Below are 26,820 nucleotides of genomic sequence, written 5' to 3'. Positions count from 1 at the left end.
GAGAGGAACGCGACGCTCCTCTCTGCGGAGATATCAATAGATCACAACGCTCCTGATGCTTTCGCCGCCATGCATCAGCTCAAAACCCTTGTTGATGTCTTCGAGCGGCATGGTGTAGGTTATCATCGGATCGATCTCGATCTTGCCCTCCATGTACCAGTCGACGATCTTCGGCACGTCGGTGCGGCCGCGGGCGCCGCCGAAGGCCGTGCCCATCCAGGTGCGTCCGGTGACGAGCTGGAAGGGCCGGGTGGAGATTTCCTGGCCGGCGCCGGCCACCCCGATGACGACAGACTTGCCCCAGCCGCGATGGGACGATTCCAGCGCCTGGCGCATCACTTTCGTGTTGCCGGTGCAGTCGAAGGTGTAATCGGCCCCGCCGATCTGGTCTGCGCCGCGCTTCGTCAGGTTGACGAGATAGGGGACGATATCGCCTTCGACTTCCTTCGGGTTGACGAAATGGGTCATGCCGAAGCGTTCGCCCCAGGCCTTCTTGTCGTTGTTCAAATCGACCCCGATGATCATGTCGGCGCCGGCGAGCCGCAGCCCCTGGATGACGTTGAGGCCGATGCCGCCGAGGCCGAAGACGATCGCCGTCGAGCCCATCTCCACCTTGGCCGTGTTGACGACGGCGCCGATCCCGGTCGTGACGCCGCAGCCGATATAGCAGACCTTGTCGAAGGGCGCGTCGGGATTGATCCTGGCCACTGCGATCTCCGGCAGGACCGTGTAGTTCGCGAAGGTCGAGCAGCCCATGTAATGGTGGATCTTGTCCTTGCCGATGGAGAAGCGCGACGTGCCGTCCGGCATCAGGCCCTGGCCCTGGGTGGAGCGGATCGCGGTGCAGAGGTTCGTCTTGCGCGACAGGCAGGAGGGGCATTCGCGGCATTCCGGCGTGTAGAGCGGAATGACGTGGTCGCCCTTCTTCACCGAGGTGACGCCCGGTCCGACATCGACGACGATGCCGGCGCCTTCGTGGCCGAGGATGGCCGGAAAGAGCCCTTCCGGATCGGCGCCGGACAGGGTGAAGTCGTCGGTGTGGCAGATGCCGGTCGCCTTCACTTCGACCAGCACCTCGCCGGCCTTCGGGCCTTCGAGCTGCACGGTCATCACTTCGAGCGGTTTTCCAGCCTGGACGGCGACGGCGGCACGGACATCCATGATGTTCTCTCCCTGATACTTCCAGATTCAGCGCGACCTTCGCACGGCGAGGTGCTGCGGCTCAAGCCGGAACCGGACGCCGCAAGTCGCAAAAAACACGGGCGGCTTACGGCTCGATGAGGGGCACGTGCGGCGAGGCGCTCTTCGGCAGGAGGCCGGTCAGGCGCGGATCGTCCAGAATTTCCACCATCGCGGCATAAGGCTTGAAGCCGGAACGCTGATAGAACTGCAGCGCCTGAGGCGAATCGAGGTGGCAGGTATGCACCCAGAAGCGGCGGATCGGCCTGGCCCAGGCTTTTTCTATCGCCTTGTTCATCAGGAAACGGCCGGCGCCCTTGCCGATCGCATCGGAAACGAGCCCGAAATACGCGAGTTCGCATTCGCTTTCACCTCGGAAATCGAGCTCCAGCAGGCCGACGGGGCGCCCGCGATCCGTCAGGGCATAGATTTCGACCTTGGGATCATTGAGGATCGCCGCGAGGTTCTCGTCCGCCATGACGAGGCGCGACACCCACATCCATTCCTCGCCGACGGCGCGGAACAGAGCGCGATAGCTTTCGATGTCGGGCGATTGCCAGTGTTGCAGCGTCAGCGACGTATCCGCTGCCGGCGAGGGTTTCGCAGGCGGAGGAGCAAACATCTCAAGGCAGGTCACGACGGTGGCGAGCTTGCCGGGCGGCACGGCGGAATAGCCCGGGGGGAGGAGGGGGTTATCGGTTTTCATGCGGCCTTTGAACCGGTTCTCGCCGGGATGTCAACGGCATAGGCGCAATCGGGTTCGAGGGAAGCCGTTCCGGCCTTCCTTCCGCCGTCAGGCGGCAAGACCTTCATCCAAAGAAAGCCGTCCATCGGAAAGGAGCCAACGCTCCGAGCGCAGCGCTTCCTGTGGCCGGTCGAGAGTGACGATTGCCCCCATCATCTCCCGCCAGGCCGGATGGTGGGCGGAGGGAGCGGCAAGGGCATCGATTTCGCGCAACACCCGTGCCTCGAGCGGCGAGAGCATCAGCCGGCCCCGTTCCAGGGCGCCGCGCAGAACGCGCCAGATATAGGCAAGATCGTAAGCGGCGATGCCTTCGGCCGCCGGTCGGCTTGCGTGATAGGTTCCGCGCGCATCCGGTTCGAGAGCCAGGCGGATCTGATCGAGCGCGAAAGCGGAGAGGCTTTCCGGCACTTCGGACGCGATTTCCATGGCATGCAGCAGAAGTTCGAGTTCGGCGGCCGAGCGGACGGCGCCGTCGGCGGCGATCGTGCGCATCAGCCAGCCGGCTTTCGCCTCGTCGATCAGGCCCGCGGGTTCCGTACCGTGGACGAGATAGGCCGTCAGGCTCTCGACGAAATAGGTCGTCCATTCGGGGTTGTGCTCGGGACAGGACTCGTGGATCGCAAACAGGGCCAGCACGTCTTCAGAGGAGCGGATGCCGTCCGCGAACGCATATCTGCGCAACATGAAAATATCGTCGGCCACGATCCGACCCTTCCCGGCGATGACACATGCCGGAAAAGAAAAGCGGAATCCGCTCATCTTCCATCTCCGTTTCATCATGAAACTCTGATGTGGGTCCTACCGGAGAGAAGTTGAGGGTCCGGAAAGGAGCGGAGTTAACCCGCCTCCAACGAAACCGTTAAACCGGTTCGGCCTGTTGCGATTTGAGACGCTCGCGCCAGATGATGAAGAGGCCGGAGGCGACGATGATGACGATCCCGAGCCATTTCGAAGCCGTCGGGAAATCGCCGAAGAGGGCATATCCCAATACCGTAGCGGAGATGATCTCGAAATACTGGAAGGGCGCGAGCAGCGAGAGCGGCGCCAGGCGGAAGGCGCGGACGACAAGCAGATGCATGTAGCCGGAGATCGAACCGAGCAGGATCAGCAGGAAGAGCCCGAGAAAGGAGGCCGGAAGCGAGGGCGTGAAATCCGTCCCGTCCATGCCGCTTCCGATGCCGAGCGCCGCCGCCATGAAGAGCGTGCCGCCGACGCCTGCCATGGTCTGCATGACGAGCGGCGAATCGGCCTCGCCGATCGCACGGTTCAAGAAGAGATAGAGGGTGTAAAGGAAGGCGCAGACGACCGGCAGCAGCGCGGTCCAGCCGAAGATCGCGTAACTCGGCTGGATGACGATCATGGCGCCGCCGAAACCGACGACGATCGCCAGCCAGCGCCGCCAGCCGACCTTCTCGCCGAGAAAGATGGCCGACATCATGGTCAGCATGAAGGGTTCGACGAAATAGATCGCGAAGACGTCTGCGAGCGGCATATATTTGACGGCGGCGAAGAACATGAGGCTGGCGGCCGCATGCAGCACGCCGCGGAAGAGGTTCATCCACGGGCGTTTCGCCCTGAAGACGGCCGCACCCGTGAAAAACACCAAGGGCAGGATGCAGACGAGCTGGAAGAAGAAGCGGTAGAAGGTCACCTGGCCGGGAGACATGGCTTCGAAGGTCGCCATGTATTTGGCGATCGCGTCCATCACCGGCAGGACGATCATGCAGGTGGCCATGATAGCCATGCCCTTGAGCGGATTTTCAGATGTGGAAGAGGGCATGCCCGGCGCTTTCGAGGAACGGCGTTTTCAACCACAGGCATCGATGTTCTTCAAGCGGGATATCCGGGCAGGCATCATCGAGCTCCGGACAACAAAAAACCCGCCGAAGCGGGTTTCTTTGGTGCGGTCGAGAAGACTCGAACTTCCACGGGTTGCCCCACAGCGACCTCAACGCTGCGCGTCTACCAATTCCGCCACGACCGCATCGTGGTAGGTGCCGACTTGCGCCGGCGGGGCAGCATGTAGCAAAACGATTTCCCGGGCACAAGTGTGCCGTGACAGATTTTTGAAGGATAAAAATCCGAAAGCGAAATACCTATATGGAAGCGACCGGAAAGCCCGCCTCTTGCCGCCTTCCATCGTTTTTGCCAGAAGAATTCCCATGCTGACACGCACCGACCTCAATCTTGCCATGCTGCCGAAGCCCGGCTCTCCGCCGGTGCGCTGGCGGATTTCCGACGGGCTCGTGCCTTACGAGGAGGCGGTCGCCGAGATGGAACGGGAGGTCGCCGCGATCGCCGACGGCCATGCCGACGAACTGGTCTGGCTGCTCGAACACCCGCCGCTCTATACGGCCGGCACGAGCGCCGACGCCGCCGACCTTATCGAGCCCGACCGATTCCCGGTGTTTTCCACAGGCCGCGGCGGCGAATATACCTATCACGGTCCCGGACAGCGGGTCGCCTACGTGATGCTGGACCTCAAACGCCGGCGCCAGGACGTGCGCGCCTATGTGGCCGCGCTGGAGGAACTCGTCATCCGCACGCTCGACATGATGAACGTGCGCGGCGAACGGCGCGAGGATCGCGTCGGCGTCTGGGTGCACCGGCCGGAAAAGCCGCTTCTGCCGGACGGTTCCATGGCGGAGGACAAGGTCGCGGCACTCGGCATAAGGCTGCGCCGCTGGGTCAGCTTTCACGGCCTGTCGCTGAATGTCGATCCCGATCTTTCGCATTTTTCAGGCATCGTGCCCTGCGGAATCAGCGCCTATGGGGTGACGAGCCTCGTCGATCTCGGCCTGCCGGTGATGATGGCCGATGTGGACATCAGGCTGCGCGAGGCTTTCGAGGATATTTTCGGACCGACCGTTTCGGAGCGATAAGGGCAAGACAATGGTGGACGTGAAGATCAAGACCCGTCCGATCGGCGCGACGGCGGTGGTCGGGCGCCTCGGTCACCCGCAGGTGACAAGCGAGACGAACGGCCAGGTGGAGGTGGTGACGGGCGCCTCGGAGCCGGGTTTCAATCCGCTCGACCTGATGTTCTCATCGCTCGCCGCATGCCTCGTGCTCAGCGGGCGGATCGCGGCGAGCAAGCTCGGCATTCTCGACAGGCTTGCAGAGGTGAGGGCGCATGTCACGGGCGAGAAGGCTGAGGGCGGGCCATCCCGGATCACGCGCTTCATCGTGAAGCTGACGGTCGAAGGCGATCTCAGTCCTTTGGAAAAGGCCGAAATCGCCCATATGGCGGAAGACATCTGCACCGTCAGCAACACGCTGAAGAACGCCCCCGAGCTTTCCGTCGAAATCGGTTAGTCCTCGTCGGGAATGCGGCTGTCGACGCCCGAGAGCCTGAGGTGGTTGATCACCAGACGCACACCGGGAATGTCCTGGACCTGCCGGACGATCTTGCGGGAGGCGGAGGCATCGTCCACCACGCCCTCGATCGTCACCTTGCCGTCGTCGACATGCACGTCGATCGCGTCCATCGGGACGACGTCCAGGTTCTCGATCGCATCGGTGACGCGCTCTTCCAGATCGTCGGAATCCTCAAGCCCGTCCGTACCGGGAAAGGCGCTGTCGACCACGCGCTCTTCCAATCCATCGAAATCCGCTTCATCCACGTGATAGCCGCGGTTGCGCTCGCTGTCGAAATTGGCCGCGGGCTCGCCATAAGCGGCGTTGTCGACCGGCCGGGCACCGGCGCCGGAGGCATCGTCATAAGGCCAGCCCTCATCGATATTTCGGTCGTCGTAATCGCGAAAATCCTCCTCGCGGGAAATGTCGTCAACCTTTCGCTTGGCAGGCATGGTCACCTCCTCATTTCAGCCGGTTCCCGGCGCACCACTGATGCGCCGGGCAATGTTTTCCTCAATGGCTCGCGGATGGGCCATCCTTCCTGCCCGTGAGGGTCAGATGACTTTCGACATCATGGACGCCATCCACGGTCTCCGCGCTCAAAACCGCCTTGCGGGCTGAGAACACGGTATCGACAGAACCTTCGAGGATGACCTTGGTTCCCTCGGCATGCGGTTCGATGTGGGAAGCGTCGACGTCCGGCAGGCCTGCCAGGCGTTCGGATACTTTTCGCTCCAGTTCGGCTGCGGTCTTGTCTGCGGTTGCATTCATGGTCGTAGCTCCTCCTTGAGACGACCGATGAACGGTTGAAACCGATTTTGGTTCAGCACCGAGTGTCTATTTTCCCCTTTCCCATCTGCGGACCAGCCGGTCTCGTTTCAGCCGCGAAAGCCGTTTCAGCCAGAAGACGCCGTCGAGCTGGTCGATCTCGTGCTGCATGCAGATGGCATAGAAACCTTCCGCATCCTCCTCATGAAAGGCGCCCTCGATATCCTGATAGCGGAAGCGGATTTTTCGCGGCCGCTCGACCTCCTCGGTTGCACCCGGCATGGAGACGCTGCCCTCCGTGTGGCGCATGGTTTCCTCCGAAAAGGAAAGGATTTCCGGGTTCACGTAGAAACGCGGCCCCGCCTCCTTCGAGAGTTCCAGCACCACGAGGCGCACGAAGACGCCGATATGAGCGGCGGTGATCCCGACGCCGGGTGCTGCCCGCATCGTATCGAGAAGATCGTGCGCGAGGGTGCCGAGGGCCGTGTCGAAAACCTTGACTGATCCGCAGGGTCTGGAAAGACCCGGATCGGGATATTTCAGGATGGTGCGGACGGTCATTTTCGAACCTCCTCCGGTCTTCTGCAGGGTGGATTTTCCAGGCCATTTCAGCGTGCGGGCTGGACCCGCAACGCCAATTGTTCTAGCAGGAAAACCGGCGTCACGGGCAATAGGGCCGGATTGAGCTATCCGGTTGTTGACAATATGCTTTTTGCCGCCATCTTCCTTTTGTCGGATGCAAGCAGCGAGGGCGGCAGATGAGCGATATCGGCGAAGACGACCGCCTGCGCACAAAAACCGACGAAGCCGGCGACGACATCTATTCCGATGACGGGTCGATCCGCGCCGATTTCCTGGCGATGGTGGGCGCGGCGATCGCCGACCGCGACGTTCTCTTTCTGCGCCAGCATGTCGCCCGGCTGCACGAATCCGAACTGGGCGACCTTCTCGAAGCGATCCTGCCCGACCAGCGCCTGGCGCTCGTCAAGCTGCTCGGCGACGATTTCGACCTGACCGCGCTTACCGAAGTCGACGAAGCGATCCGCATGGAAATCGTCGACCAGATGCCGAACGAGCAGATCGCCGCGGCGATCGGCGATCTCGATTCGGACGACGCCGTCTATATTCTCGAAGACCTCGACCAGGAGGACCGGGAGGAAATCCTGGCGCAGCTGCCGTTCACCGAACGGGTCAGGCTCAGGCGGGCGCTCGACTATCCGGAGCAGTCGGCCGGGCGCCGTATGCAGACGGAATTCGTCGCCGTGCCGCCGTTCTGGACCGTCGGCCAGACGATCGACTACATGCGCGACGAGGAGGACCTGCCGGAGAGTTTTACGCAAATCTTCGTCATCGATCCGACCTTCAAGCTGCTCGGCGTCGTCGATCTCGACAGGATCCTGCGCACAAAAAGGCAGGTGAAGATCGAGACGATCATGCGGGAAACGAACTATCCGATCCCCGCCGACATGGACCAGGAGGAGGCCGCCCAGCTTTTCGAGCAATACGACCTCCTGTCCGCCGCCGTGGTGGACGAGAACGGGCGGCTCGTCGGCGTGCTGACGATCGACGACGTGGTCGACGTCATTCAGGAAGAGGCGGAAGAGGACATCATGCGGCTCTCGGGCGTCGGCGATGAAGAATTATCCGACTCGGTTACCGAAACCTCGCGTTCGCGCGTGCCCTGGCTGCTGATCAATCTCTTCACCGCCTTCATCTCCGCCTCGGTGATCTCGCTCTTCGAGGCGACGATCGAAGAGGTGGTGGCGCTTGCGATCCTCATGCCGATCGTCGCCGGCATGGGCGGCAATGCCGGCTCGCAGACGATGACGGTGACCGTGCGGGCGCTTGCCACCCGCAATCTCGACATCCACAATGCCTGGCGGGTCGCGCGCCGCGAGGCGGGCGTCGGCCTCATCAACGGCGTGGTGATCGGCTGCCTTGTCGGAATGGTAGCCGGCCTCTGGTTTCACGACGTCCATATCGGCGGACTGATCGCCACCGCCATGCTGATCAACATGTTCGCGGCGGCGATGGCGGGCATCACGATCCCGCTGCTGCTCGACCGGGCCGGCGCCGATCCGGCCGTGTCCTCCGCCGTCTTCGTCACGGCGATCACCGATACGACCGGTTTCTTCTCGTTTCTGGGGCTGGCGACGCTCTGGCTCCTGAACTGACCGCTCAAATTGACTATTACGTAAAAGTCAATTATTTTGGCCGGCAGACAGCAGGACATGGTCGTGAACAAATATTATAGCATCACGGAGCTGACGCGGGAATTCGGGGTTTCTACCCGCACGCTTCGCTTCTACGAGGACGAGGGGCTCATCCATCCGGAGCGCCGGGGCCGCACGCGGCTTTTCCGGGCGGCGGACAGGAGGCTCATCCAGGAAATCCTGCGCGGCCGCAGGATCGGATTCACGATCGCCGAGATCCGCGAGATCATCCAGGTCTACAAGGAACCGCCGGGCGAGATGGGCCAGCTCAAGCTCCTGATGAAGCGCATCGACGAGAAGCGCGACGACCTGCGCCAGAAGCGCAAGGATATCGATGATACGCTGGCCGAGCTCGACAATGTCGAGGAAGCCTGCCTGACGCGGCTCGCCGAAATCGGCGTCGGGACCTGACCGTCAATTTCCATCGGACAGTTGCGCGCCGATCGAGCATTCCTCGGCGATCGCCTGCACGCGGTCGTCCTGCGGCGCGATCGTGCCGGTTTGCAGGGGAATGATCAGCGACTGGGCGATCAGTCTGTCGGCAGTGCAGCTGCAGAAGCGCCTGCACAGACCCGGATCGTTCGTCTGCCCGTTGCAGCCTGCCTCGCAGCTCAAGGTGTAGCTCGCGCGCGGGTCCGGCGGCGGGGCGGGGTAGACAAGCGAGAAGAGATAGACGAGCGCGATCAGCACCGGCTGGTGAACGAGATAGATGATCAGGCTGTGACGGCCGGCCTTGGAGAGAAGGTTCGGTTTCGTCTGGAGGGCGGCAAGCCGCGGCAGCCAGTTTTGCGCGATCGCGAGCCTGGCGACCGCGATGCCGGCCAGCAGGGCGGCAATCCAGGGAAAGAGCGGCACGTAGTCGTTGGAGCGCGGCGGGATTTCGGCAAAGCCGAGCCAGCTCAGGAAACGGGTGTTGAAAACCGCCGAATCCAGCGCTCCCGGCACGAGGACATAATCAAGGACCATCGCGGCGGCGATCAGGACAACGACCGCGCCGGTCGCGAGGATGGGCAGGCGCAGGAAGGCAAGACCGACCAGGCTCGACAGCGCGATATTGTGCAGGATGCCGAAATAGATCCACTCGTTGCGGAAGCCGATGAAGGTCGTGATGCTGATCGCCGCGGCCGCGCCGGCGACGATGGCGAAGCGCTTCCAGAAGGAATGCCAGCGGATTTTCGGGACATGCGCCAGCACCAGGCTGACACCCGCCAGAAACAGGAAGGAGCTCGCGATCGACCGGGCATAGACGCGGAAGAAGCCCTGCGTTGCCGTGCCGGGATCGAGATAGCCGAAGAATTCCAGGTCCCAGGTGAAGTGATAGGTCGCCATGGCGATGAGCGCCACACCACGCAGGGTATCGATGAGGGCGATGCGAGGCGTCCGCAAAGCGGGATTTTGATTTTCGGCTACAGTCACAATTGGTCTTTCTGGCAATCTTTCCGGGGTCTTTCTGAATTACGGGGCATCGTGATCCATGAGCGCCAACCGCGCCTCGGAAAAATACTGTCGGCGGGCGAGCACGAAGATCACGAACAGGGTCATCGCCATGAACATATAGGGCCCGGCGAACCAGCCGAGATAGCCGACGGACAGAAAGAGCGCCCTGAGGCCCGCGTTGAAGTGCTTGGCCGCGATGGTGTTCATCCGCACGACCTGATCGGCGGCCCGTTCGGCGGCGGCGCGGTCGAGATTCGTGTCGTGCATCATCGGCAGGGCGCCGAAGAGGATGGTGCAGTAGTTGAAGAGCCGGTAGGACCAGCCGAACTTGAAGAAAGCGTAGCCGAAGAGGAAAGTGAGGCCGGCCACCTTGATCTCGAAAGCCGTGCGGCCGCCATAGGCGACCATGGGCAGGTTGCTGAACACGGCCTCGACCTTGTCCGTCGCGCCGAGAAGGGCGAAACAGCCGCCGATCGCGAAGATCGATGTCGAGGCGAAGAAAGCGGTGCCGTTCTGCAAGCCGGCCAGAATCTGAGTATCAATCATCTTCAGGTCGCGGCGAAGCGAATTGTAGATCCACAGCCTACGGCGTTCCGCCATCGCCCGGTTCAAGCTGGCGCGGGGAAAGAAGCGTGCGCCCGAGCCTGCGGTCACCCAGGAGTAGGCGGCCCAGAGCAGGGCGAAGAGGGCAAGCGCTATGTAATCGGCGATCGTCATGGCTTCACCGGGACTCAAGGGGCGACGTCCGTTTCGTCATGCTTTGTTTCGGCTGCCGCGGCAAGTCCTCCGGGCTCGGCAGGAACCCCGGGCACAGGCTGAACGTTAACAAATATGGCCGGCTTGCGATCCAGGCCACGGTTCCGCCGTTTTTGCATTGCGAAGAGCGCGGAATTTTAATAGACCGTTAGCCATGACAGTCCGGAATGGACGTTTTTCATGCGACAAGAACCCGGAGACAACATGGAAAGCACTGCCCAGAAATCCTGCTGGAGCGTCACCTTCAAGGCGCTGGCGGGATTTGCCGGCGCCATGGCGTTAGCCTATCTCTTTGGCGCCATCTGATTTTAGCGGTCGAATTCCTGAAATTCATCCTTGCGGCGTGGTATTCGTACCGCGCCGTTTCTATTTTAAGGTCATGTCGCGGCCATCAAACCGGATGTCGGGCAACCGCCTGAACCCGTGGGCCGCATGACATAGCCTTGGCCATCGTCATATTGTTCTTGCGGATTCCCATGTTCCTGTCCGTCCTCGACGTTTTCAAGATCGGTATCGGCCCTTCCAGCTCGCACACGATGGGACCGATGTCGGCCGCCAACCGGTTCCTGGCGCTGATCCTCTCCGCCGAATGGCCGCGGCCGACGGGCGCGCATGTCGCGGCGCTGAAGGTGAGCCTGCACGGCTCGCTCGCCTTTACCGGGATCGGCCATGGGACGGGCAGGGCGGTGATCCTTGGCCTGATGGGAGAAGAGCCGGCAAGCGTCGATCCCGACAGGATGGACGCGATCATCGATGAGGTGGAGCGGACCGGCCGCGTCACGCCGCCCGGCCATCCCGCTTATGAGTTCCAGCCGAAGACCGACCTCATCTTCGACAAGAAGCAGCCGCTGCCGGGCCATGCCAACGGCATGAGCTTTTCCGCCTTCGACCGGGACGGACGACTGCTCTTGAAGCGCATCTATTATTCGATCGGGGGCGGCTTCGTGGTGACGGACACCGAACTCGAAGCCATGCGCACCTCGAAGAAATCGTCGGGCGACGCCCGCGTGCCCTATCCGTTCTCGACCGCCAAGCAGATGCTCGACATGTCGCGCGGCTCGGGCCTGACGATCGCGCAGATGAAGCGTGCGAACGAAGAGACCAGAATGAGCGCGGCCGAACTGGATGCGGGTCTCGACCGCATCTGGGAAGCGATGAAGAGCTGCATCGACCGCGGCCTGAAGGTCGACGGCATCATGCCCGGCGGGCTGAAGGTGAAGCGCCGGGCAAAGGCGATTCACGACAAGCTCAACGAGGAATGGCGCAGCAACCGGCTGAACCCGCTGCTCGCCAACGACTGGCTCTCCGTCTATGCCATGGCCGTCAACGAGGAGAATGCCGGCGGCGGACGCGTGGTCACGGCGCCGACCAACGGGGCGGCCGGCGTCATCCCGGCGACGGTCCGCTACTACCTGCATTTCCACGAGGATGCGACCGAGGAAGACATCCGCAACTTCCTGCTGACGGCGGCGGCGGTCGGCGGCATCATCAAGCACAATGCCTCGATCTCCGGCGCCGAGGTCGGCTGTCAGGGCGAGGTAGGCTCGGCTGCCGCCATGGCCGCGGCGGGGCTTGCGGCCGTCATGGGCGGTTCGCCGGAGCAGATCGAGAATGCCGCCGAGATCGCGCTCGAACATCATCTCGGCATGACCTGCGACCCGATCGCAGGCCTCGTGCAGGTGCCCTGCATCGAGCGGAACGCGCTCGGCGCGGTCAAGGCCGTCACCGCCGCCTCGCTCGCCATCAAGGGCGACGGCACGCATTTCGTACCGCTCGACGCCTGCATCGAGACCATGCGCCAGACCGGCAACGACATGAGCGAGAAGTATAAGGAGACCTCGACCGGGGGCCTCGCCGTCAACGTCGTCGAATGCTGACCTTAGTCCGCCGCTGTGGAGAGATGGGGCACAAGGACTTGACGCGCGGCCCCATTGGGTCTTGAACCGGAAGATGGCTCTACATCTGATCAAACTCTGCGTCGGCGCGGATTCGATCCAGGACCTCAGGGACTGGGTGGCCGAGCGCTCGCTCAACGCGATGGCCGCCGGTCTCGAACCGCACAGCACGCATACCACGCGCATGGTGCCGAAGCGCGTCGACGAACTTCTGGAAAACGGTTCCCTCTACTGGGTGATCAAAGGGCAGGTGCTGGCGCGCCAGAAGCTTCTGAACATCGAGACTTTCACGGGCGGCGACGGGATTCAGCGCTGCCATCTGATCCTCGGACCGGAAGTCGTCGAGACCGCGCCGCAGCCGAAACGGCCGTTTCAGGGATGGCGCTACCTGAAGGACGAGGAGACGCCGCGCGACCTCGGCAAGCTCGGCGAGGGCGTTGCGGCGCTGCCGGAAGAGCTTCGACGCGAACTCGCCGAACTCGGGCTCTTATAGTCAGCGCAGCTTGAGGCGGATCGGCGCGCGGCCGGAACGGATGCCGATATGCAGGTGGATATGCGCCTCCGGCTGGGAATGGCGCCAGGCACGCGCGCCGTGGCTGAGCAGCATGGCGACCAGATCGCGCGTCTTTTCCTTGGAACGGCTGAGCCCCAGACCGGCGAGCCGCATGGCCGCCTCGTGAAGCGGATTGAGGGCAACGCCCCTGGCCCTGCTTTTCGGCATGGTCCTTAAGGCGAATTCCACACTGTTTTCGTTCATTGCCATCGGAAACCCCGTCTACGCGTTACTTTCGAGATTCCACTGCGCCGGCGAGCCGGCGCAGAAATTTTCCTGTCGAGCGTTCCCGCCGCTCACTGGAGCGAGGCCCAGCAGCTGATGCCCTTCTTCTTGAGAATGTTGCAGGCATCCACCGCCTTCTTCTGGTCGTCGAAGCCGCCGAAACGGGCGCGGTAAATCTGTTCGCCATTGTTGTTGAAGGCGACGGTGAAGGGTTTGGCGGAACGCAATACCTTGCCGCCCTTATCCTGCGCATTCTGCAGGAGATCCTGAGCCATTTTCGGGTTGGGCGAGACGCCGATCTGGATCACCCAGCCGCTCGGCATCGTCGAGGCGGCGGCAGCCGGGCGTTCCGTGCTGACCGACGCCCTGGTCGAGGCCGTGGTGACGTCATCGACCGTCGACCTGCCGGTGCGGTGAGCAACGACATTTTCCGTGCGTTCCGGAATGTATTCGGGCGCAGGGGTCGGCACAGCCGCGACACCGGCCATCGCCGTGCTCATGGCCTGGGTGATGACCTTCTTCTGAGCCGGCTCGGCGGCATAGGCAGAAGCGACTGCCGGGGCGGTCGCAGCGGCCGGCTGTTCGCCATAGCGCGCGCCCGGCATGGGGCCGCTGTTCGGCAGGTCGAGGGCCGCCATCTGGCGCGCATCGGACTGCGCTGCCGAGACAGCCGGAGCGGACCTGACCGGCGCTGCGGGAACGGGCGCTGCAGTAGCAGGAGCCTGGGCGATCAGATTGCTGTTGCCGCCGCGCGAAGCCTTCGGCAGGTAGTCGGCGACGAGTTTGCGCATCGTAGCGTCGCGGGCGGCGCTGGAGCGTCCGCCGAGCACGATCGCGACGATCGAACGGCCATCGAGCTCGGCAGAGGTCGCGAGGTTGCTGCCGGCGGCGCGGGTATAGCCGGTCTTGATGCCGTCGACGCCCTTCACATTGCCGACCAGGCGATTGTGATTGCCGATCACCTGCTTGCCGAAATTGAAGCTGCGGATGGCGAAATAGCCATAATACTGCGGAAAGTGCTGACGCAGCGCCATGCCGAGCCGGGCCTGGTCGCGGGCCGTGGTCATCTGAGCGGTGTTGGGCAGGCCGTGCGCGTTGCGGTAGGTGGTCCGCGTCATGCCGAGCGCCCGGGCCTTGCGGGTCATCATCTGAGCGAAACGATCCTCCGAGCCGCCGAGGAACTCGCCGAGCGCGGTGGCGATATCGTTGGCGGAACGGGTGACGAGCGCGCGAATCGCCTGATCGACCGTCACGGAGCCGCCGGCGCGGACGCCGAGCTTCGAAGGCGGCTCGGCAGCGGCGTTGCCGGATACCGGCACCTTCGTGTCGAGACCGATACGGCCCGCCTCAAGCGCCTCGAAGGTGAGATAGAGCGTCATCATCTTGGTAAGCGACGCAGGATAACGCAGGCCGTCCGCATCCTCGCCATAGAGGACCTTGCCCGTCTTGGCATCGACCACGATGCCGGCGTATTTCGGGGCAGCCTCAGCAGGCGCCGAGAAGATGGAAACCGCCAGAACCAGGGTGAAGAGATAACCGAGAAAACGTCCCGGAACCGTTGCGCCATCCTTGGAAAAGGAGGCGGAGAACATTGTTTTCGACACTGCCGCACTCATCGCTTGCATCACATTTACCACGCCCGGACGCGCCCCCGTCACGGCCGCAGTCCCAAAACTAGGGGAATAGCGTTACCAAGAGGTTTATGATGAACAGCAGCTTGCTTGGATATGCTGCATTTTAAGCATCAGCTTAGACATCAACCCGACCCGTCCGTGGCGGCTATTTCGCCAGCCGGGTTTCGACAAAAAGCCGAACTGCGGCATCAATATGTTGCCAATCCTTCAAAAGCGCGCTGGAAAAGCGGTAGAGCACGGTAAGGTCCTGGCCGATGTGAATATCGCGCTGGCAATCGCCGCTGGTCGGATTCTCGCCGGAACCGGGAAGAAGGCAGCGCACGACGTAGTCCGGAGCGCCGGGGCGCCGGGCGCTCAACACGATCTCGTTACCGTAACCGGAATCGGAGCGCAGCCTATGGAGCGTCAGCCCGAAATTCACCGGTTGCGGCTCGCCGTCGAAGAGTTTGGAATAGATGGGGTCCAGACGGCCGGACATGTCCCGCGACATCGTGCTTTGCGAAAGTTGCAGGAAAATCAACGCGGAGGATTGCGCGATATCGTCGAACCTTGGGCGCAGATCGGCACTGTAGCCCTTGAGCTCCGGCCAGGTGAGATAAAGATCGACGCGTTCGGCGACGCCGCTTCGGCGCTGGTCGCGGAAGCGGATCGTATTGGCCGGGAGGCTGAGCTCGTCCTGGCCGATCCGGATCAGCAATTCCTCGGTGCCCTCCGTATGCCCCGCGAGCGCGATGCGCTGCCCAAACCAGTGGCCGCCGATGCCGATCGCGACGGTGAGCGCGACGAGCACGGCGACGATCGCCGTCAGCCGGTAGAGGAACCGGCTGGAGATCAGCGGCGCCTCATCGGCTACCGACGGGACGGGGGCTGGACCTGCCATGACGAGCGCTCCATGTTCTTACTCTCGGGAGTTCGCCGTGCACCGAAAAGGAACAGGAACGGGATACGGAACGCGGGCGGGCGATAAGCGGCAATTTGGCGGGTTATCGTTAACGCTCCGTAAACAAGGCTGACCCGACGGCCGGCTGCGCAGGAGGATGAGGTGCAGCTTTTCGATGGAATCAACGTGGTATCGATTTCCGTCACCGATCTCGAGCGGGCGCGGCTCTTCTACCGCGATACGCTCGGCCTCGGCGAACCGCTCTACGATCTGCCGGACGCCGGCTGGATCGAGTTCTCCACGGGCGGCGGCGGCAATCTCGCATTGACGCTGGCAGGCCTGGGTTGGGAGCCGTCGACGGGAACGACGGTGGTCCTCAACGTCAAGGATTGCCATGCGGCGGTCGATGAGCTTCGATGCCGGGGCGTGGCATGCGGGGAACCGGTCGTCTTCGACGGCCACGTGGTATTCGCAAGCTTCCATGACCCCTTCGGCAACCGCCTGCAGATGTGCAGCCCGGCATCCTAGGAACGGGACCGATCGCGGGCAACCGGTTCCGCTCCTTTGGGAGTTATTGGCCGACGGAGCCGACGGCGGTCGCGCGACCGTCCTGAAGCTTGACCCAGCGGGCCGGATTGTCGCTCGCCTGGCGCTTCAGATAGGTATATTCCGTATCCGCCCAGAGCATGACCTTGTTGCGCATGTTGTCGAGCACGAAATCGCCGCGGTCGGTGCGCACGGTCAGCACCGCATGGCCTTCGCCGTTCGGCTGCAGCACGACGGTGATGAGCAGATCCGACGGATCAAAGCCCTTCTTGATCAGCATCTTGCGCTTCAGAAGAACGAAGTCTTCGCAATCGCCGACGGTGCGGGGATAGGCCCAGCGCTCCTCGACACCGTAAATTTCCTGATCGGTCATGGGGGTAATCGAGGAATTGACGGTGTAGTTGACGTCCAGCAGCGTCCGCCACTTGTCTTCCGTCAGCGTCATCGGACCCGCATCCTTATAGGTCGCGGCGCATTCGCTCACATAGGTCTTGCAGAACTCGTAATGGCCGAGCGGCGGATTGGCCTGGCCGATGACGCGCATGGCGCCGGGCGGCATGGCGAAGGCGTGTCCGGCGGAAAAGATCGCCATGACGGCGGTGACGGCGGCGAGGCCCAGTCCCTTGAGGCAGTTCATTTTCTTGTCTCCCCGTTATGGGAAGAACTGTGCCATGGAGGGCTTGAGCGACCGCAAAATCTCGCAGTAAAATCAATATCTTATTTGAATTCAATTTGCCTAAAAAGCAGCTAGAATACGCTTTGAATTTTCGTCAAAATCGAGCCTAATTCGAGCCTAATTTTCATAAAATGCAGACTATTCCCGGCAGGCGGGAGTGGAGAATTTCTTCTATCTCTTTGGAAATAAAATGCTTTCAGAGGCGGACCAAACCGGCCCGGAGGACCGGCAAATGCTCTGTCATGGCTGTATCCGGCAACGGTCATTCCGGAAAAGCGAGCCTCAGCACGCCTGCGAAAGGGCCCAAGACGCCGGGTTCGGGGCGATTTTGCTCTCAGAAAAAAGTGCCGAAAGGGGACAAATTTTTTCGAAAAAAGTTCGTTTTGATACAGGACGGGGGACCGTCCGGCATTGAAACGGCAGCAAACAGGAGGCCTTAAGAAGGCGAAAAGCACCGAGCAGGGAAGAGCGATCTTAAAGGAATTCCGTCAGCGCTTCGCGCGACTGAACCGAGTTGAACTCGATCGCGACGCCTTCCATGAAGTGTCGCACGACGCGGCCGCGCATGTTGCCCAGACGGACGGAGGTGCCGATCGCCGGACGGATGTCGATATCGATCGCGGCGCCGGAAAGCGAAAGGTCCATGATGCGGCAGGCATAACGCCGGCCGTCGTCGAGAGCGATCTCGCAGCGGGTGTTGCGCGGCGTCAGACGGTCGTGACGGCGGTCCTCGGGCAGGCCGAGTTCATGCTTGTTGGCGATCCAGGTGAGCTGGGCCGCGAGCTTTTCGCGCTTGCGCTCGGTCGCGGCGATCGCCATTGCAAAGCCGTTGTTCGACAGGCCGGTCGCGGCGCCTTCCAGCCGCCCGATGTGGTCGAGATAGGCGATCACCCTTTCACCGACGACAGGGCGTCCGGCGCAGGCGAACGTGACATCGCCCGGAGACATGTCCAGCACCGTGCAGGGAAATTCCTCATGGCTTGCCAGCATCAGCCGGCCGGCAATATTGACCGAGACCCTCTGAAATGTGCGCTGGGCGGAAATGGTCTGCATCGACGGAGGCTGAGCCGGCTGAAATGAATACATCGAGAGAGCTTTTTCTCTTTAGAAATCCGGCTGAAGAGATAATGCATCGCAGTTAACAAACATTTCTCGCAACGCCACGGAAGCAGCCTCCCGGGAGGCCTTTTCAGGATGCCTTGCTCTGAGGGAGGAAACGGGCCGGCAGGAGACGCCGCAGCATCTCGGCAACGCCGGGGCGGTCACTCACGAAAGACGCTCCGTGCCCGTCGAGGAAGGTCCAGTTCTCCAGGGAAAGCCCCGAGACGGGAAGCCGCGTCGCCGGAAACGGCGTGTCGTGCGGCAGAAGGGCGCCGAGAACACGGTCGCTTCCGGCTTCCTCCGCCGCGCGGACCGGCAGCAGCAGCATCTCGTAATCGCGGCGACCATCGCCGTCCGACATGCCCACTTCGAGAAGTGCCGGCTGCTCGTAATGGATCACGCTGCGGACGATCTCGATTGCGCGCGGGCGGTCGCCTTCGAGCCATGCCTCGGCGAAGGCCGCGCCACGGAACTCGCGACCGAAGAGATCGCAGATGCGCGTGCCGGCCAGACGGAAGGCCGGAAGGCCGTCCGAATCGACCGCCGCGATGAAGAGATGCGGAAGAAGATGGCGTAGCGCTACGGGATCGATTTCGGTGCGCAGCGGAGCTGCACGATTCCCCCTCAGATCGGTCCAATAGTCGAAAATTCTCCGGCTTGCCTGATTCCGCATTACGCCATCACCTGTCACATTTTGATGCAGGCCGCGCCTCATGCACGACCGTTTCCCGGTTTCCAGCGAAATCCGTGCCATGGACGGTGGCTTAGGGTTAAGAAATCCTCAACCACAAAACGCCCGTTTCACCACCATCCTGCGATGCTTTCCTTTGGCAGGCCACTCCTATATGGCTGTCGGAACATTCCAGAACAGGGGTGGGAAACGCAAAGGAACAGGCATGGACGACGAGCCGGACAAGGCTGAGCAACAGCAGGAAACGGAGGACGACAGCAGGCGTTCTCAGCCGGTCTTCAACCTGCCGCAGAGCCTGGTGGTGACGCTGGCCCTGCTTGCAGGCATCTACGTCATTCAGGAATACCTGCTCGACGACGACGCGCGGGCCTATTTCGTCGTGAATCTCGCCTTTGCGCCGCTGCGCTACGCCTATCCGCTGGAGGAACAGGGTTTTGCCTGGCTCTGGAGCCCGGTCACCTATTCGCTCCTGCACGGCAGCATAGAGCACCTCCTCTTCAACGCGCTCTGGCTGATGGCTTTCGGAGCGCCGGTCGTCAGGCGCATCGGGACCTTCCGTTACGTGATGTTCTGGATCCTGTCCGCCGTTGCGTCGGCCTTCTTCCACGCCCTGATCAACTGGGGCAACGAGACGCTGCTGATCGGCGCGTCGGGCGTGGTCTCCGCCCTGATGGGGGCCGCCTGCCGCTTCGCCTTTCCGGCACGCCGGGGCTACGACCGGACCCACGGCCATCTCTATCCGCGCCAATCCATTCTCGGATCCTTCAGGAACCGCACCGTCGTCATCTTCACGGCGATGTGGTTCATCGGCAATCTGCTGATCGCCTTCGGCGTGACGCTGTTCGGGGCGGATATGGGCCCGATCGCCTGGGACGCCCATATCGGCGGCTTTCTGTTCGGCTTCCTGCTTTTCGGTTTCTTCGATCCCGTGCCGCCAAGCCGCATGCCACTTACACAACCTTGATCTGTTTTTGACCTCGCCCTATCCTTCGACAGGAGCAGGAAACAATTCCTGCGCGAAGGAGCCGCACCTTGGGAGAGGAACGGCTCCCGAGCCAAGCTGGTTTGCGAGGAGAGAGCCATGGCAATAATCGTCAAGAACATGCTCGATGCGAAGGGCCGCAACGTGGTGACCGTAGACCCGGACAAGACCCTGCTGGATGTCGCCGCAATCCTGAACCAGAACAAGATCGGTGCGGTCGTGATCACAGGGGCGGAAGGCCGGATCGCCGGCATCTTTACCGAACGCGACCTGGTGCGCTCGATCGCGAGCAAGGGTCACGGCGTGCTCGACCAACCGGTCAAGTCCGCCATGACCACAAGCGTGCAACGCTGCAAGGAAGAGACGACCGTCGACGAATTGATGGGCATGATGAGCGGCGGGCGCTTCCGCCACGTGCCGGTCGAAAAGGACGGAAAGCTTGCCGGCATCGTTTCGATCGGCGACGTGGTCAAGTCGCGCATCCGCGAGATCGAACTCGAGGCCGAACAGATCAAGGCCTATATCGCCGGCTGATTGTTCGAAGAAACCTCGCCGAAAGGCAAAATCGCCCGCCAGATCAGCGGGCGAAAACTTCCTGCACGCGTTTCAGCGCGGCGATCTGCGACATGGTCTCTTCATAGCCGCGGTCGATCGCTTCGCCGGCGCGGTGGAATTCCGAAAGGCCGATATCGCTCAGGCGCGGATGCAGCGCCAAATCCGGCGGATCGCCGGCAAGCCGGGCCCGCGAGATGCGCTCCTGGATGATGTTGAAGGCCTGCACCATCGTGCCGGTGACCCCGACATGCATTCCTTCCTTCCGGCGGCCATCATCGGCGGGCTGGACGCTGGCATTGTGCTTGACCACCGCCGAGCGGCCGAAAATGTCGTAGTTCAGGTTGACCGCGACGACGAGCGGCTGCTCGTAGGCGCGGCAGACGGAGGTCGGAACGGGATTGACGAGCGCACCGTCGACCAGCGTGCGGTTGTTGCAATTGACCGGTTCGAAAATGCCGGGCAGGGCGTAGGACGCGCGCAAGGCCGTGATCAGCGAACCGCTGGAAATCCAGACCTCATGGCCCGTATGGAGTTCGGTGGCGACGGAGACGAAGGGACGGTCGAGATCCTCGATCGTCAGGCCTTCCAGATGTTCCTGCATACGCTTGGTGAGCCGCATGCCCCCGAGAAGGCCGCCGCCGCCGATCGTCAAATCCAGGAGGCCGGCGATGCGCCGCATGGTGAGCGAGCGGGCGAAACTTTCGAGCGCGTCGAGCTTGCCGGCGAGATAGCAGCCGCCGACAAGGGCGCCGATCGACGTGCCGGCGATCATGCCGACCTCGATGCCGGCTTCGTCCAGCGCACGGAGCACGCCGATATGGGCCCAGCCGCGCGCCGCGCCGCCGCCAAGGGCGAGGGCGAGCTTTGCTTTGCGGGGGGCTTCGATAATCTGCGGAGGGAGGGGTGCCAGGACTTGCGTTCCGCCGGCCTCAGCAGGCGCCGCCTGCGGATCACGACGATTCCAACTCCAGTTCAGCATCGACAAAAACCTCCAAAGCTGAACAACCCCCGAGTCTGCAGATTAAGCCACCGACAGGTTTCGAAATCGTTTATCCGACGCTTGCGTGTCGAAAAACGGGGCAGTTCTTACTTGGTTCCCCCGTCCGAATAGACGGCTTCCGGATCGAAATGGCGCTCGTGATCGGTGATTTCAAGGACAGCGCCGCTGTCACGTTTTCTTACGATCCGATAAAAACAGGAGCGGCGGCCGGTATGGCAGGCGGCGTCGTGTCCGGCGACGGAAACCTTCAGCCAGACGGCATCCTGATCGCAATCGGTGCGCAGCTCGTGCACGGTCTGGAGATTGCCCGACGTTTCGCCCTTCTTCCAGATCTTGCGGCGCGAACGGCTGTAATAGTGGGCGATGCCGGTCTCGATCGTGAGCGCCAAGGCCTCGGCGTCCATATGCGCCACCATCAGAAGCTCGCCGTCGCGAATATCCGTGACGACGGCGGTGACCAATCCGTTTACATCGAAGCGGGGCGTGAAGGCGCCCGCACCCTCCAGTTCCGCCTTGTCGGCGGAGGGCTTTTCAAAGTCGAGTGGCATTTAAAAACTCCGCCGGTCAGCGGTTGCGGACGAGCGTGAAGAAACGGGCCTGTTCGGCGGCATTCGTCTTGAATTCGCCGGAAAACGTCGTCGTCATCGTCTGCGAACCCTGCTTCTGCACGCCGCGCATTTCCATGCACATGTGCTCCGCCTCGATCATCACGGCGACGCCGCGGGGCTTCAAGGTTTCCTCGATGGCGTTGGCGATCTGCGCCGTCAGGTTTTCCTGGGTCTGCAGGCGGCGGCCGAAGATTTCCACGACGCGGGCGATCTTGGAAAGTCCCAGAACGCGGCCTTTCGGCAGATAGGCGACATGCGCCTTGCCGATGATCGGCAGCATGTGGTGTTCGCAATGGGAGAAGAACGGGATCTCGCGCACCAGCACGATATCGTCGTAACCCGAAACTTCCTCGAAGGTGCGGCCGAGGACCTCTTCCGGCGACTGCTCGTAACCGGCGAACAGTTCGCGGTAGGCCGCGGCGACACGCTTCGGCGTGTCGAGCAGGCCTTCGCGGGCCGGATCGTCGCCTGCCCAACGGAGCAGGACGCGGACGGCTTCCTCGGCCTCCTGCAGTGTGGGGCGGGCCTGCTTCTCCTTAGAAGCCGGGAAATTCTTCACAATGGCATCCATCTATCGTCTCCCGATGCGGTTCAAGGCCGCATCCGACTGGCTCTACTCACTGACCGACTGACCAACACGCGGGCAGCTGCGGCTGATTTTTTAAGCAATCCGGCGTTATCTGATCCTCGGCGGACGTTTTTACAAGATATCCTATTCCGATTTCGAGAGGATTTCGTGAAAACATCCTTTCTTGATGATCCGGCCTCCAGATCACATATAATGTCAGGAACCCTTTTGTGGTAGCCCACCGGACGTGACACCGTGTTCAAACGCCGACGGGGCCTAAAGCGTGAGCCGTCATGGACGATATCTACAACAGCAAGATCCTCGAATTCGCCGGCAATATCATCCATACGGGAAATTTGCCGGATGCGGATGCGAGTTCGGAAAAACATTCGAAGCTCTGCGGCTCCAAGGTACGCGTCCATCTGAAGATGGATGGCGACACCGTGACCGATTTCGCCCACGAGGTGCGCGCCTGCGCGCTCGGGCAGGCTTCGTCCTCGATCATGGCGCGACATGTGATAGGCGCGACGGCCGCCGAAATCCGCAAGGCCCGCGAGGATATGCTTGCCATGCTAAAAGAAGACGGCGAGGGGCCGGATGGCCGGTTCGAAGACATGCGCTACCTGAAGCCGGTCAAGGACTACAAGGCCCGCCATCCCTCCACCATGCTGACCTTCGAAGCGGTGGTCGATGCGATCGACCAGATCGAGGCGAAGCAACTGGCGAAAGCGGGATGATCGGCGGTCTAACCATCCAAATGCGGGAGAGGCCTGATGTGCGGCGCCCCTGACTGCGGGCATTCCCCAGCCTCATCAAGAGCCAACCGCTCGCGCAACTGGTCCGGACCGTTCCGCAAGACGCCCGGACGGCTCCTGGGCATGGGACTGGTCCGGTTCTACCAGCTGACGCTCTCCGGCTTCATCGGCAATTCCTGCCGGCATATCCCGACCTGTTCGGAATACGGCTACGAGGCGGTCGCGCGGCATGGGCTCTGGCCCGGCGGCTGGATGACGCTCTTCCGTGTCGCGCGCTGCGGACCGGGTGGCACCGGCGGCCTCGATCCCGTGCCTGAGGCACTCGACGGGCGCCAGCACTGGTGGGCTCCGTGGCGTTACTGGCAGCGTCGCACATAACCCGCACACTTTACTAATTACCCGAAACACACTATCAGGCGCGCGTTAACAGCCGGCCGATCTGCTCATCGGGCCGGCCATTTTGTCACCACCCGCATTCGTTGGCGGGACTGGACAGGAGAAAGTCATGTCTCAATCCGTTTCCCTTACATTTCCCGATGGTTCCGCCCGCGCTTTCGATGCCGGAACGACCGGTCGTGACGTTGCCGAATCCATTTCCAAGTCGCTCGCCAAGAAGGCGGTCGCGGTTGCCATCAACGGCACGCTGCAGGACCTTGCCGACCCGGTGACCACAGGCTCGATCGAGATCGTCACCCGGACCGATCCGCGCGCGCTGGAACTCATCCGTCACGACGCAGCGCATGTGATGGCGGAGGCGGTGCAGGAGCTCTGGCCGGGAACGCAGGTTACCATCGGGCCTGTGATCGAGAACGGATTCTATTACGACTTCAAGCGTGTCCATCCCGATACCCGTGAGGACTGGCCCTTCACGCCCGAGGATCTGCCGAGGATCGAGGCGAGGATGAAGGAGATCGTCGGCCGCAACAAGCCGTTCACCAAGGAAGTCTGGCCGCGCGAGAAAGCCCGCAACGTCTTCGCCGACATGGGCGAGGGCTACAAGGTCGAGCTTGTGGACGCGATCCCGGAAGACCAGGACGTCAAGATCTACTACCAGGGCGACTGGTTCGACCTCTGCCGCGGGCCGCATATGGCCTCGACGGGGCAGATCGGCACGGCCTTCAAGCTGATGAAGGTGGCCGGCGCCTATTGGCGCGGCGATTCGAACAACGCGATGCTGACCCGCATCTACGGCACGGCCTGGGCGACCCAGGAAGAGCTCGACCAGTATCTGCATGTGCTGGCGGAAGCGGAAAAGCGCGACCACCGCAAACTCGGCCGCGAAATGGACCTCTACCATTTCCAGGAAGAGGGGCCGGGCGTCGTCTTCTGGCACGGCAAGGGCTGGCGCATGTTCCAGACGCTGACGGCCTATATGCGCCGCCGGCTCGCCGGAACCTATGAGGAAGTCAACGCGCCGCAGGTGCTCGACAAGTCGCTCTGGGAGACGTCCGGCCACTGGGGCTGGTACAACGAGAACATGTTCGCGGTGAAATCCGCCCATGCCTTCATCCATCCGGATGACGAGGAAGCGGACCAGCGCGTCTTTGCCTTGAAGCCGATGAACTGCCCGGGTCACGTGCAGATCTTCAAGCATGGCTTGAAGTCTTACCGCGAACTGCCCATCAGGCTTGCGGAATTCGGTCTCGTGCATCGTTACGAACCGTCCGGCGCCCTGCACGGGCTGATGCGCGTGCGCGGCTTCACGCAGGACGACGCGCATATCTTCTGCACCGATGAGCAGATGGCCGCCGAATGCCTTCGGATCAACGAGCTCATCCTGTCGGTCTACAAGGATTTCGGCTTCGAGGAGATCACCATCAAGCTTTCGACCAGGCCGGACAAGCGCGTCGGCTCGGACGAGCTCTGGGATCGTGCCGAAAGCGTGATGACGGACGTCCTGAAGACGATCCAGTCGCAGTCGAACGAGATCAAGACCGGCATCCTGCCGGGCGAGGGCGCGTTCTACGGGCCGAAGTTCGAATATACGCTGAAGGATGCGATCGGCCGCGAATGGCAGTGCGGCACCACGCAGGTGGATTTCAACCTGCCGGAACGGTTCGGCGCCTTCTACATCGATCAGAATTCGGAGAAGCGCCAGCCGGTGATGATCCACCGGGCCATCTGTGGCTCGATGGAGCGTTTCCTCGGCATCCTCATCGAGAATTTTGCCGGCCATATGCCGCTGTGGTTCGCACCGTTGCAGGTCGTGGTGGCGACGATCACCTCGGACGCGGACGATTACGGCCGCGATGTAGCGGAGGCTCTTCGCGATGCGGGCATGGTGGTCGAAACCGACTTCCGCAACGAGAAGATCAACTACAAGATCCGCGAGCACTCGGTCACCAAGGTGCCGGTCATCATCGTCTGCGGCAAGAAGGAAGCCGAGGAGCGTTCGGTCAACATCCGCCGTCTCGGTTCGCAGGCGCAGACTTCGATGAAACTCGAGGAGGCTGTCGCTTCGCTTGCCCATGAAGCGACGCCGCCGGACATCCTTCGCCGGATGGAAGCCAAGAAAGCCGCCGCCTAACCAATCACCGACAGCGCCTGCAGGCGCTGTCGGTTCGACGATCCTGGTTCAATAAATTGAGATTGAGGAAGAAGCCGAAAGCCGGCTAATTGCTGTCGCTCAAGGCTTTCGCCGAACCGGCCACCTGCGGCGTCTCGCGCATCAGCACTTCGACCTCGATATTCCGGCCAGCCTTGACGGTAAATTCGCGCTGGTAGATCTTGTTCTTGTTGCGGGCGACCGCAAGATACTCGCCCTCCGCCAGAACCATGGTGGAAAAGGCACTGACGCTTTCGTTGACGATGTCGCCGGCCGCGGTCAGGACCGACCAGGCGGTATCGGCGATGGCTTCGCCGCCCGGCTGGGAGACGAGCTTTAGCGTGATCTGTGCTGCGCGGTGCTGCAGGACCGCCTGGGTGAGCTTGCCGGCCTCCACCTGGATGTCGGCGCGCACCACCGCGTTAATGTCGCCATATTCCGAGACGACATGATAGGTGCCCGCGTTGAGCCGGACGACCGTGTTCGGCTTCACGTCCGCCATCACGAGCCCCCGGTCGCCATTTTCCCGGACTTCCGACGAATAGATCGAAAAGCTCAGCTCATTGGGCGGAATCTGCTGGTCGGCGCCTGCGACGGCATTCAGCACGAAGCCTCCGGCGTCGAGCACCAGCGTCTGCTTCGGAACGCTGCCGTCGGCGGGAACGGTGAGCTTCTTGGTGACGCCGGCGCGGCCGAAGGCGCAATTGACGAAATAGTCGCCGGGCATGAGCTGGAAGGCCGCCGGGCCGCCATCGGAACTGGCAACCAACGGCAGCTTGCCGTCATCGCCGGCAATCGGGCTGAAGACGCGCCAGGCGAGGCCTTCCTGCATCACCTCGCCGTCAGCGGTCAGCTTGGCATCGAACAGCACGTCCTTGGCGGCGGTGCCGGCGGAACCGGCCGGCAGGGCGGAAAAGGCGTTGAGCTTCGGCATCTTTCCGGTGCTGTCGAGCTGACGGAAGCTCTTGAAGGCATCCTCCTGGGCAGATGCGCCGAGGACCGAAGCGAGAATCAGCGCTCCCGCCAAGGTCCAGCGTAGCGCGAAGGAAGTGCCTGACATCTGTTCCTGTACCGGTTGACTCTTCTTTTTCGAGACGTCACTTGAAGACCAATGCCAAGGCAATTTCAAGACCTTCCCACCGCACAAGCCC

Annotated in this window: 31 protein-coding genes and 1 tRNA gene; 12 read left to right on the top strand and 20 right to left on the bottom strand. The window is 62.2% G+C overall.

Annotated elements, in window-relative coordinates; genetic code table 11:
- Positions 1 to 33 precede the first annotated feature (33 nt).
- From ACMGE0_RS27915 to ACMGE0_RS27895, 5 genes are all read right to left on the bottom strand, one after another.
- A complete protein-coding gene (locus tag ACMGE0_RS27915; RefSeq protein ID WP_436819143.1) occupies positions 34 to 1,161 on the bottom strand; it encodes an S-(hydroxymethyl)glutathione dehydrogenase/class III alcohol dehydrogenase in 1,128 nt (375 codons plus the stop codon).
- A 106-nt stretch (positions 1,162 to 1,267) separates the two neighbouring features.
- Complete coding sequence (locus ACMGE0_RS27910; RefSeq protein WP_436819142.1) at positions 1,268 to 1,885, bottom strand: GNAT family N-acetyltransferase; 618 nt, start codon at positions 1,883 to 1,885, stop codon at positions 1,268 to 1,270.
- 87 nt (positions 1,886 to 1,972) lie between these two features.
- Positions 1,973 to 2,608: a hypothetical protein gene (locus ACMGE0_RS27905; RefSeq protein WP_436819141.1), complete on the bottom strand. Its 636-nt coding sequence runs from the start codon at positions 2,606 to 2,608 to the stop codon at positions 1,973 to 1,975.
- Positions 2,609 to 2,783: 175 nt separating this feature from the next.
- Positions 2,784 to 3,704 (bottom strand): DMT family transporter, encoded by a 921-nt coding sequence (locus ACMGE0_RS27900; RefSeq protein ID WP_436819140.1) that lies wholly within the window; start codon positions 3,702 to 3,704, stop codon positions 2,784 to 2,786.
- Positions 3,705 to 3,823: 119 nt separating this feature from the next.
- Positions 3,824 to 3,908, bottom strand: a tRNA-Leu gene (locus tag ACMGE0_RS27895).
- Between the two features lie 178 nt (positions 3,909 to 4,086).
- On the opposite strand from ACMGE0_RS27895, the gene lipB reads away from it, so the two are divergent.
- The gene (gene lipB, locus ACMGE0_RS27890) at positions 4,087 to 4,806 is read left to right on the top strand and encodes a lipoyl(octanoyl) transferase LipB (RefSeq protein ID WP_436819139.1); all 720 of its coding nucleotides are present in this window, start codon (positions 4,087 to 4,089) and stop codon (positions 4,804 to 4,806) included.
- Positions 4,807 to 4,816: 10 nt separating this feature from the next.
- On the top strand, positions 4,817 to 5,239 hold the full coding sequence (locus ACMGE0_RS27885; RefSeq protein ID WP_436819138.1) for an OsmC family protein: 423 nt from the start codon (positions 4,817 to 4,819) through the stop codon (positions 5,237 to 5,239).
- On the opposite strand, the gene ACMGE0_RS27880 is transcribed toward ACMGE0_RS27885, so the two are convergent.
- From ACMGE0_RS27880 to ACMGE0_RS27870, 3 genes are all read right to left on the bottom strand, one after another.
- A complete protein-coding gene (locus tag ACMGE0_RS27880; protein ID WP_436819137.1) occupies positions 5,236 to 5,733 on the bottom strand; it encodes a BON domain-containing protein in 498 nt (165 codons plus the stop codon). The two genes, ACMGE0_RS27885 and ACMGE0_RS27880, sit on opposite strands and share 4 nt — an antisense overlap.
- 61 nt (positions 5,734 to 5,794) lie before the next feature.
- Positions 5,795 to 6,052 carry a BON domain-containing protein gene (locus ACMGE0_RS27875; protein WP_436819136.1) on the bottom strand — a complete coding sequence of 86 codons (258 nt, stop codon included), beginning with the start codon at positions 6,050 to 6,052 and terminating at the stop codon, positions 5,795 to 5,797.
- Between the two features lie 66 nt (positions 6,053 to 6,118).
- Complete coding sequence (locus tag ACMGE0_RS27870) at positions 6,119 to 6,610, bottom strand: peptide deformylase (RefSeq protein WP_436819135.1); 492 nt, start codon at positions 6,608 to 6,610, stop codon at positions 6,119 to 6,121.
- 197 nt (positions 6,611 to 6,807) lie between these two features.
- Here ACMGE0_RS27870 and mgtE point away from each other — a divergent pair, with 197 nt between their 5' ends.
- Together mgtE and ACMGE0_RS27860 are read left to right on the top strand one after the other, a co-directional pair.
- Positions 6,808 to 8,223 carry a magnesium transporter gene (gene mgtE / locus ACMGE0_RS27865; protein WP_436819134.1) on the top strand — a complete coding sequence of 472 codons (1,416 nt, stop codon included), beginning with the start codon at positions 6,808 to 6,810 and terminating at the stop codon, positions 8,221 to 8,223.
- 57 nt (positions 8,224 to 8,280) lie between these two features.
- A complete protein-coding gene (locus ACMGE0_RS27860; protein WP_085424480.1) occupies positions 8,281 to 8,673 on the top strand; it encodes a MerR family transcriptional regulator in 393 nt (130 codons plus the stop codon).
- A 3-nt stretch (positions 8,674 to 8,676) separates the two neighbouring features.
- Here ACMGE0_RS27860 and ACMGE0_RS27855 read toward each other — a convergent pair whose 3' ends face one another.
- Both ACMGE0_RS27855 and ACMGE0_RS27850 read right to left on the bottom strand, forming a co-directional pair.
- Positions 8,677 to 9,681 (bottom strand): acetyltransferase domain-containing protein, encoded by a 1,005-nt coding sequence (locus tag ACMGE0_RS27855; protein WP_436819184.1) that lies wholly within the window; start codon positions 9,679 to 9,681, stop codon positions 8,677 to 8,679.
- Between the two features lie 36 nt (positions 9,682 to 9,717).
- On the bottom strand, positions 9,718 to 10,416 hold the full coding sequence (locus tag ACMGE0_RS27850; protein ID WP_436819133.1) for a DUF599 domain-containing protein: 699 nt from the start codon (positions 10,414 to 10,416) through the stop codon (positions 9,718 to 9,720).
- Between the two features lie 515 nt (positions 10,417 to 10,931).
- Here ACMGE0_RS27850 and ACMGE0_RS27845 point away from each other — a divergent pair.
- Complete coding sequence (locus tag ACMGE0_RS27845) at positions 10,932 to 12,332, top strand: L-serine ammonia-lyase (RefSeq protein ID WP_436819132.1); 1,401 nt, start codon at positions 10,932 to 10,934, stop codon at positions 12,330 to 12,332.
- A gap of 73 nt (positions 12,333 to 12,405) precedes the next feature.
- Entirely contained in the window at positions 12,406 to 12,843 is a 438-nt protein-coding gene (locus ACMGE0_RS27840) for a DUF1489 family protein (RefSeq protein WP_436819131.1), read from the top strand.
- Here the strand turns inward: ACMGE0_RS27840 and ACMGE0_RS27835 are convergent, their stop codons facing one another.
- The 3 genes from ACMGE0_RS27835 to ACMGE0_RS27825 form a co-directional block, all read right to left on the bottom strand.
- Positions 12,844 to 13,113 carry a hypothetical protein gene (locus ACMGE0_RS27835; protein WP_436819130.1) on the bottom strand — a complete coding sequence of 90 codons (270 nt, stop codon included), beginning with the start codon at positions 13,111 to 13,113 and terminating at the stop codon, positions 12,844 to 12,846.
- A gap of 86 nt (positions 13,114 to 13,199) precedes the next feature.
- On the bottom strand, positions 13,200 to 14,753 hold the full coding sequence (locus tag ACMGE0_RS27830) for an SPOR domain-containing protein (RefSeq protein WP_436819129.1): 1,554 nt from the start codon (positions 14,751 to 14,753) through the stop codon (positions 13,200 to 13,202).
- Positions 14,754 to 14,907: 154 nt separating this feature from the next.
- On the bottom strand, positions 14,908 to 15,642 hold the full coding sequence (locus tag ACMGE0_RS27825; protein ID WP_436819128.1) for a hypothetical protein: 735 nt from the start codon (positions 15,640 to 15,642) through the stop codon (positions 14,908 to 14,910).
- A 162-nt stretch (positions 15,643 to 15,804) separates the two neighbouring features.
- Between ACMGE0_RS27825 and ACMGE0_RS27820 the strand changes: the two genes are divergently transcribed.
- On the top strand, positions 15,805 to 16,170 hold the full coding sequence (locus tag ACMGE0_RS27820) for a VOC family protein (RefSeq protein WP_436819127.1): 366 nt from the start codon (positions 15,805 to 15,807) through the stop codon (positions 16,168 to 16,170).
- A gap of 43 nt (positions 16,171 to 16,213) precedes the next feature.
- Here ACMGE0_RS27820 and ACMGE0_RS27815 read toward each other — a convergent pair whose 3' ends face one another.
- The 3 genes from ACMGE0_RS27815 to ACMGE0_RS27805 form a co-directional block, all read right to left on the bottom strand.
- On the bottom strand, positions 16,214 to 16,780 hold the full coding sequence (locus ACMGE0_RS27815; RefSeq protein ID WP_436819183.1) for a transglutaminase-like cysteine peptidase: 567 nt from the start codon (positions 16,778 to 16,780) through the stop codon (positions 16,214 to 16,216).
- Between the two features lie 558 nt (positions 16,781 to 17,338).
- On the bottom strand, positions 17,339 to 17,950 hold the full coding sequence (locus tag ACMGE0_RS27810) for a PilZ domain-containing protein (RefSeq protein WP_436819126.1): 612 nt from the start codon (positions 17,948 to 17,950) through the stop codon (positions 17,339 to 17,341).
- A 103-nt stretch (positions 17,951 to 18,053) separates the two neighbouring features.
- On the bottom strand, positions 18,054 to 18,638 hold the full coding sequence (locus tag ACMGE0_RS27805) for a PAS domain-containing protein (RefSeq protein ID WP_436819125.1): 585 nt from the start codon (positions 18,636 to 18,638) through the stop codon (positions 18,054 to 18,056).
- A 223-nt stretch (positions 18,639 to 18,861) separates the two neighbouring features.
- Here ACMGE0_RS27805 and ACMGE0_RS27800 point away from each other — a divergent pair, with 223 nt between their 5' ends.
- Positions 18,862 to 19,620, top strand: a complete 759-nt coding sequence (locus ACMGE0_RS27800; RefSeq protein ID WP_436819124.1) for a rhomboid family intramembrane serine protease — start codon at positions 18,862 to 18,864, stop codon at positions 19,618 to 19,620.
- 117 nt (positions 19,621 to 19,737) lie between these two features.
- Complete coding sequence (locus tag ACMGE0_RS27795) at positions 19,738 to 20,172, top strand: CBS domain-containing protein (RefSeq protein ID WP_436819123.1); 435 nt, start codon at positions 19,738 to 19,740, stop codon at positions 20,170 to 20,172.
- Positions 20,173 to 20,215: 43 nt separating this feature from the next.
- On the opposite strand, the gene ACMGE0_RS27790 is transcribed toward ACMGE0_RS27795, so the two are convergent.
- From ACMGE0_RS27790 to folE, 3 genes are all read right to left on the bottom strand, one after another.
- Positions 20,216 to 21,172 carry a patatin-like phospholipase family protein gene (locus tag ACMGE0_RS27790; RefSeq protein ID WP_436819122.1) on the bottom strand — a complete coding sequence of 319 codons (957 nt, stop codon included), beginning with the start codon at positions 21,170 to 21,172 and terminating at the stop codon, positions 20,216 to 20,218.
- Between the two features lie 107 nt (positions 21,173 to 21,279).
- Positions 21,280 to 21,741: a phosphoribosyl-AMP cyclohydrolase gene (gene hisI / locus ACMGE0_RS27785; protein ID WP_436819121.1), complete on the bottom strand. Its 462-nt coding sequence runs from the start codon at positions 21,739 to 21,741 to the stop codon at positions 21,280 to 21,282.
- A 16-nt stretch (positions 21,742 to 21,757) separates the two neighbouring features.
- Complete coding sequence (gene folE, locus ACMGE0_RS27780; RefSeq protein ID WP_436819120.1) at positions 21,758 to 22,372, bottom strand: GTP cyclohydrolase I FolE; 615 nt, start codon at positions 22,370 to 22,372, stop codon at positions 21,758 to 21,760.
- A 290-nt stretch (positions 22,373 to 22,662) separates the two neighbouring features.
- Between folE and ACMGE0_RS27775 the strand changes: the two genes are divergently transcribed.
- The 3 genes from ACMGE0_RS27775 (at position 22,663) to thrS (ending at position 25,651) form a co-directional block, all read left to right on the top strand.
- A complete protein-coding gene (locus ACMGE0_RS27775; protein WP_436819119.1) occupies positions 22,663 to 23,106 on the top strand; it encodes an iron-sulfur cluster assembly scaffold protein in 444 nt (147 codons plus the stop codon).
- A 36-nt stretch (positions 23,107 to 23,142) separates the two neighbouring features.
- Positions 23,143 to 23,502, top strand: coding sequence for a membrane protein insertion efficiency factor YidD (gene yidD / locus ACMGE0_RS27770; RefSeq protein WP_436819118.1), 360 nt, complete (start codon positions 23,143 to 23,145; stop codon positions 23,500 to 23,502).
- A 127-nt stretch (positions 23,503 to 23,629) separates the two neighbouring features.
- On the top strand, positions 23,630 to 25,651 hold the full coding sequence (thrS, locus tag ACMGE0_RS27765; protein ID WP_436819117.1) for a threonine--tRNA ligase: 2,022 nt from the start codon (positions 23,630 to 23,632) through the stop codon (positions 25,649 to 25,651).
- An 85-nt stretch (positions 25,652 to 25,736) separates the two neighbouring features.
- On the opposite strand, the gene ACMGE0_RS27760 is transcribed toward thrS, so the two are convergent.
- Complete coding sequence (locus tag ACMGE0_RS27760; protein WP_436819116.1) at positions 25,737 to 26,729, bottom strand: RgsD C-terminal domain-containing protein; 993 nt, start codon at positions 26,727 to 26,729, stop codon at positions 25,737 to 25,739.
- Positions 26,730 to 26,820: the final 91 nt, after the last annotated feature.

Source organism: Neorhizobium descurainiae (assembly GCF_051400715.1).
In the GTDB taxonomy this organism is placed as follows: Bacteria; Pseudomonadota; Alphaproteobacteria; order Rhizobiales; family Rhizobiaceae; genus Neorhizobium.
This window is presented reverse-complemented; position numbering and strand designations above follow the sequence as displayed.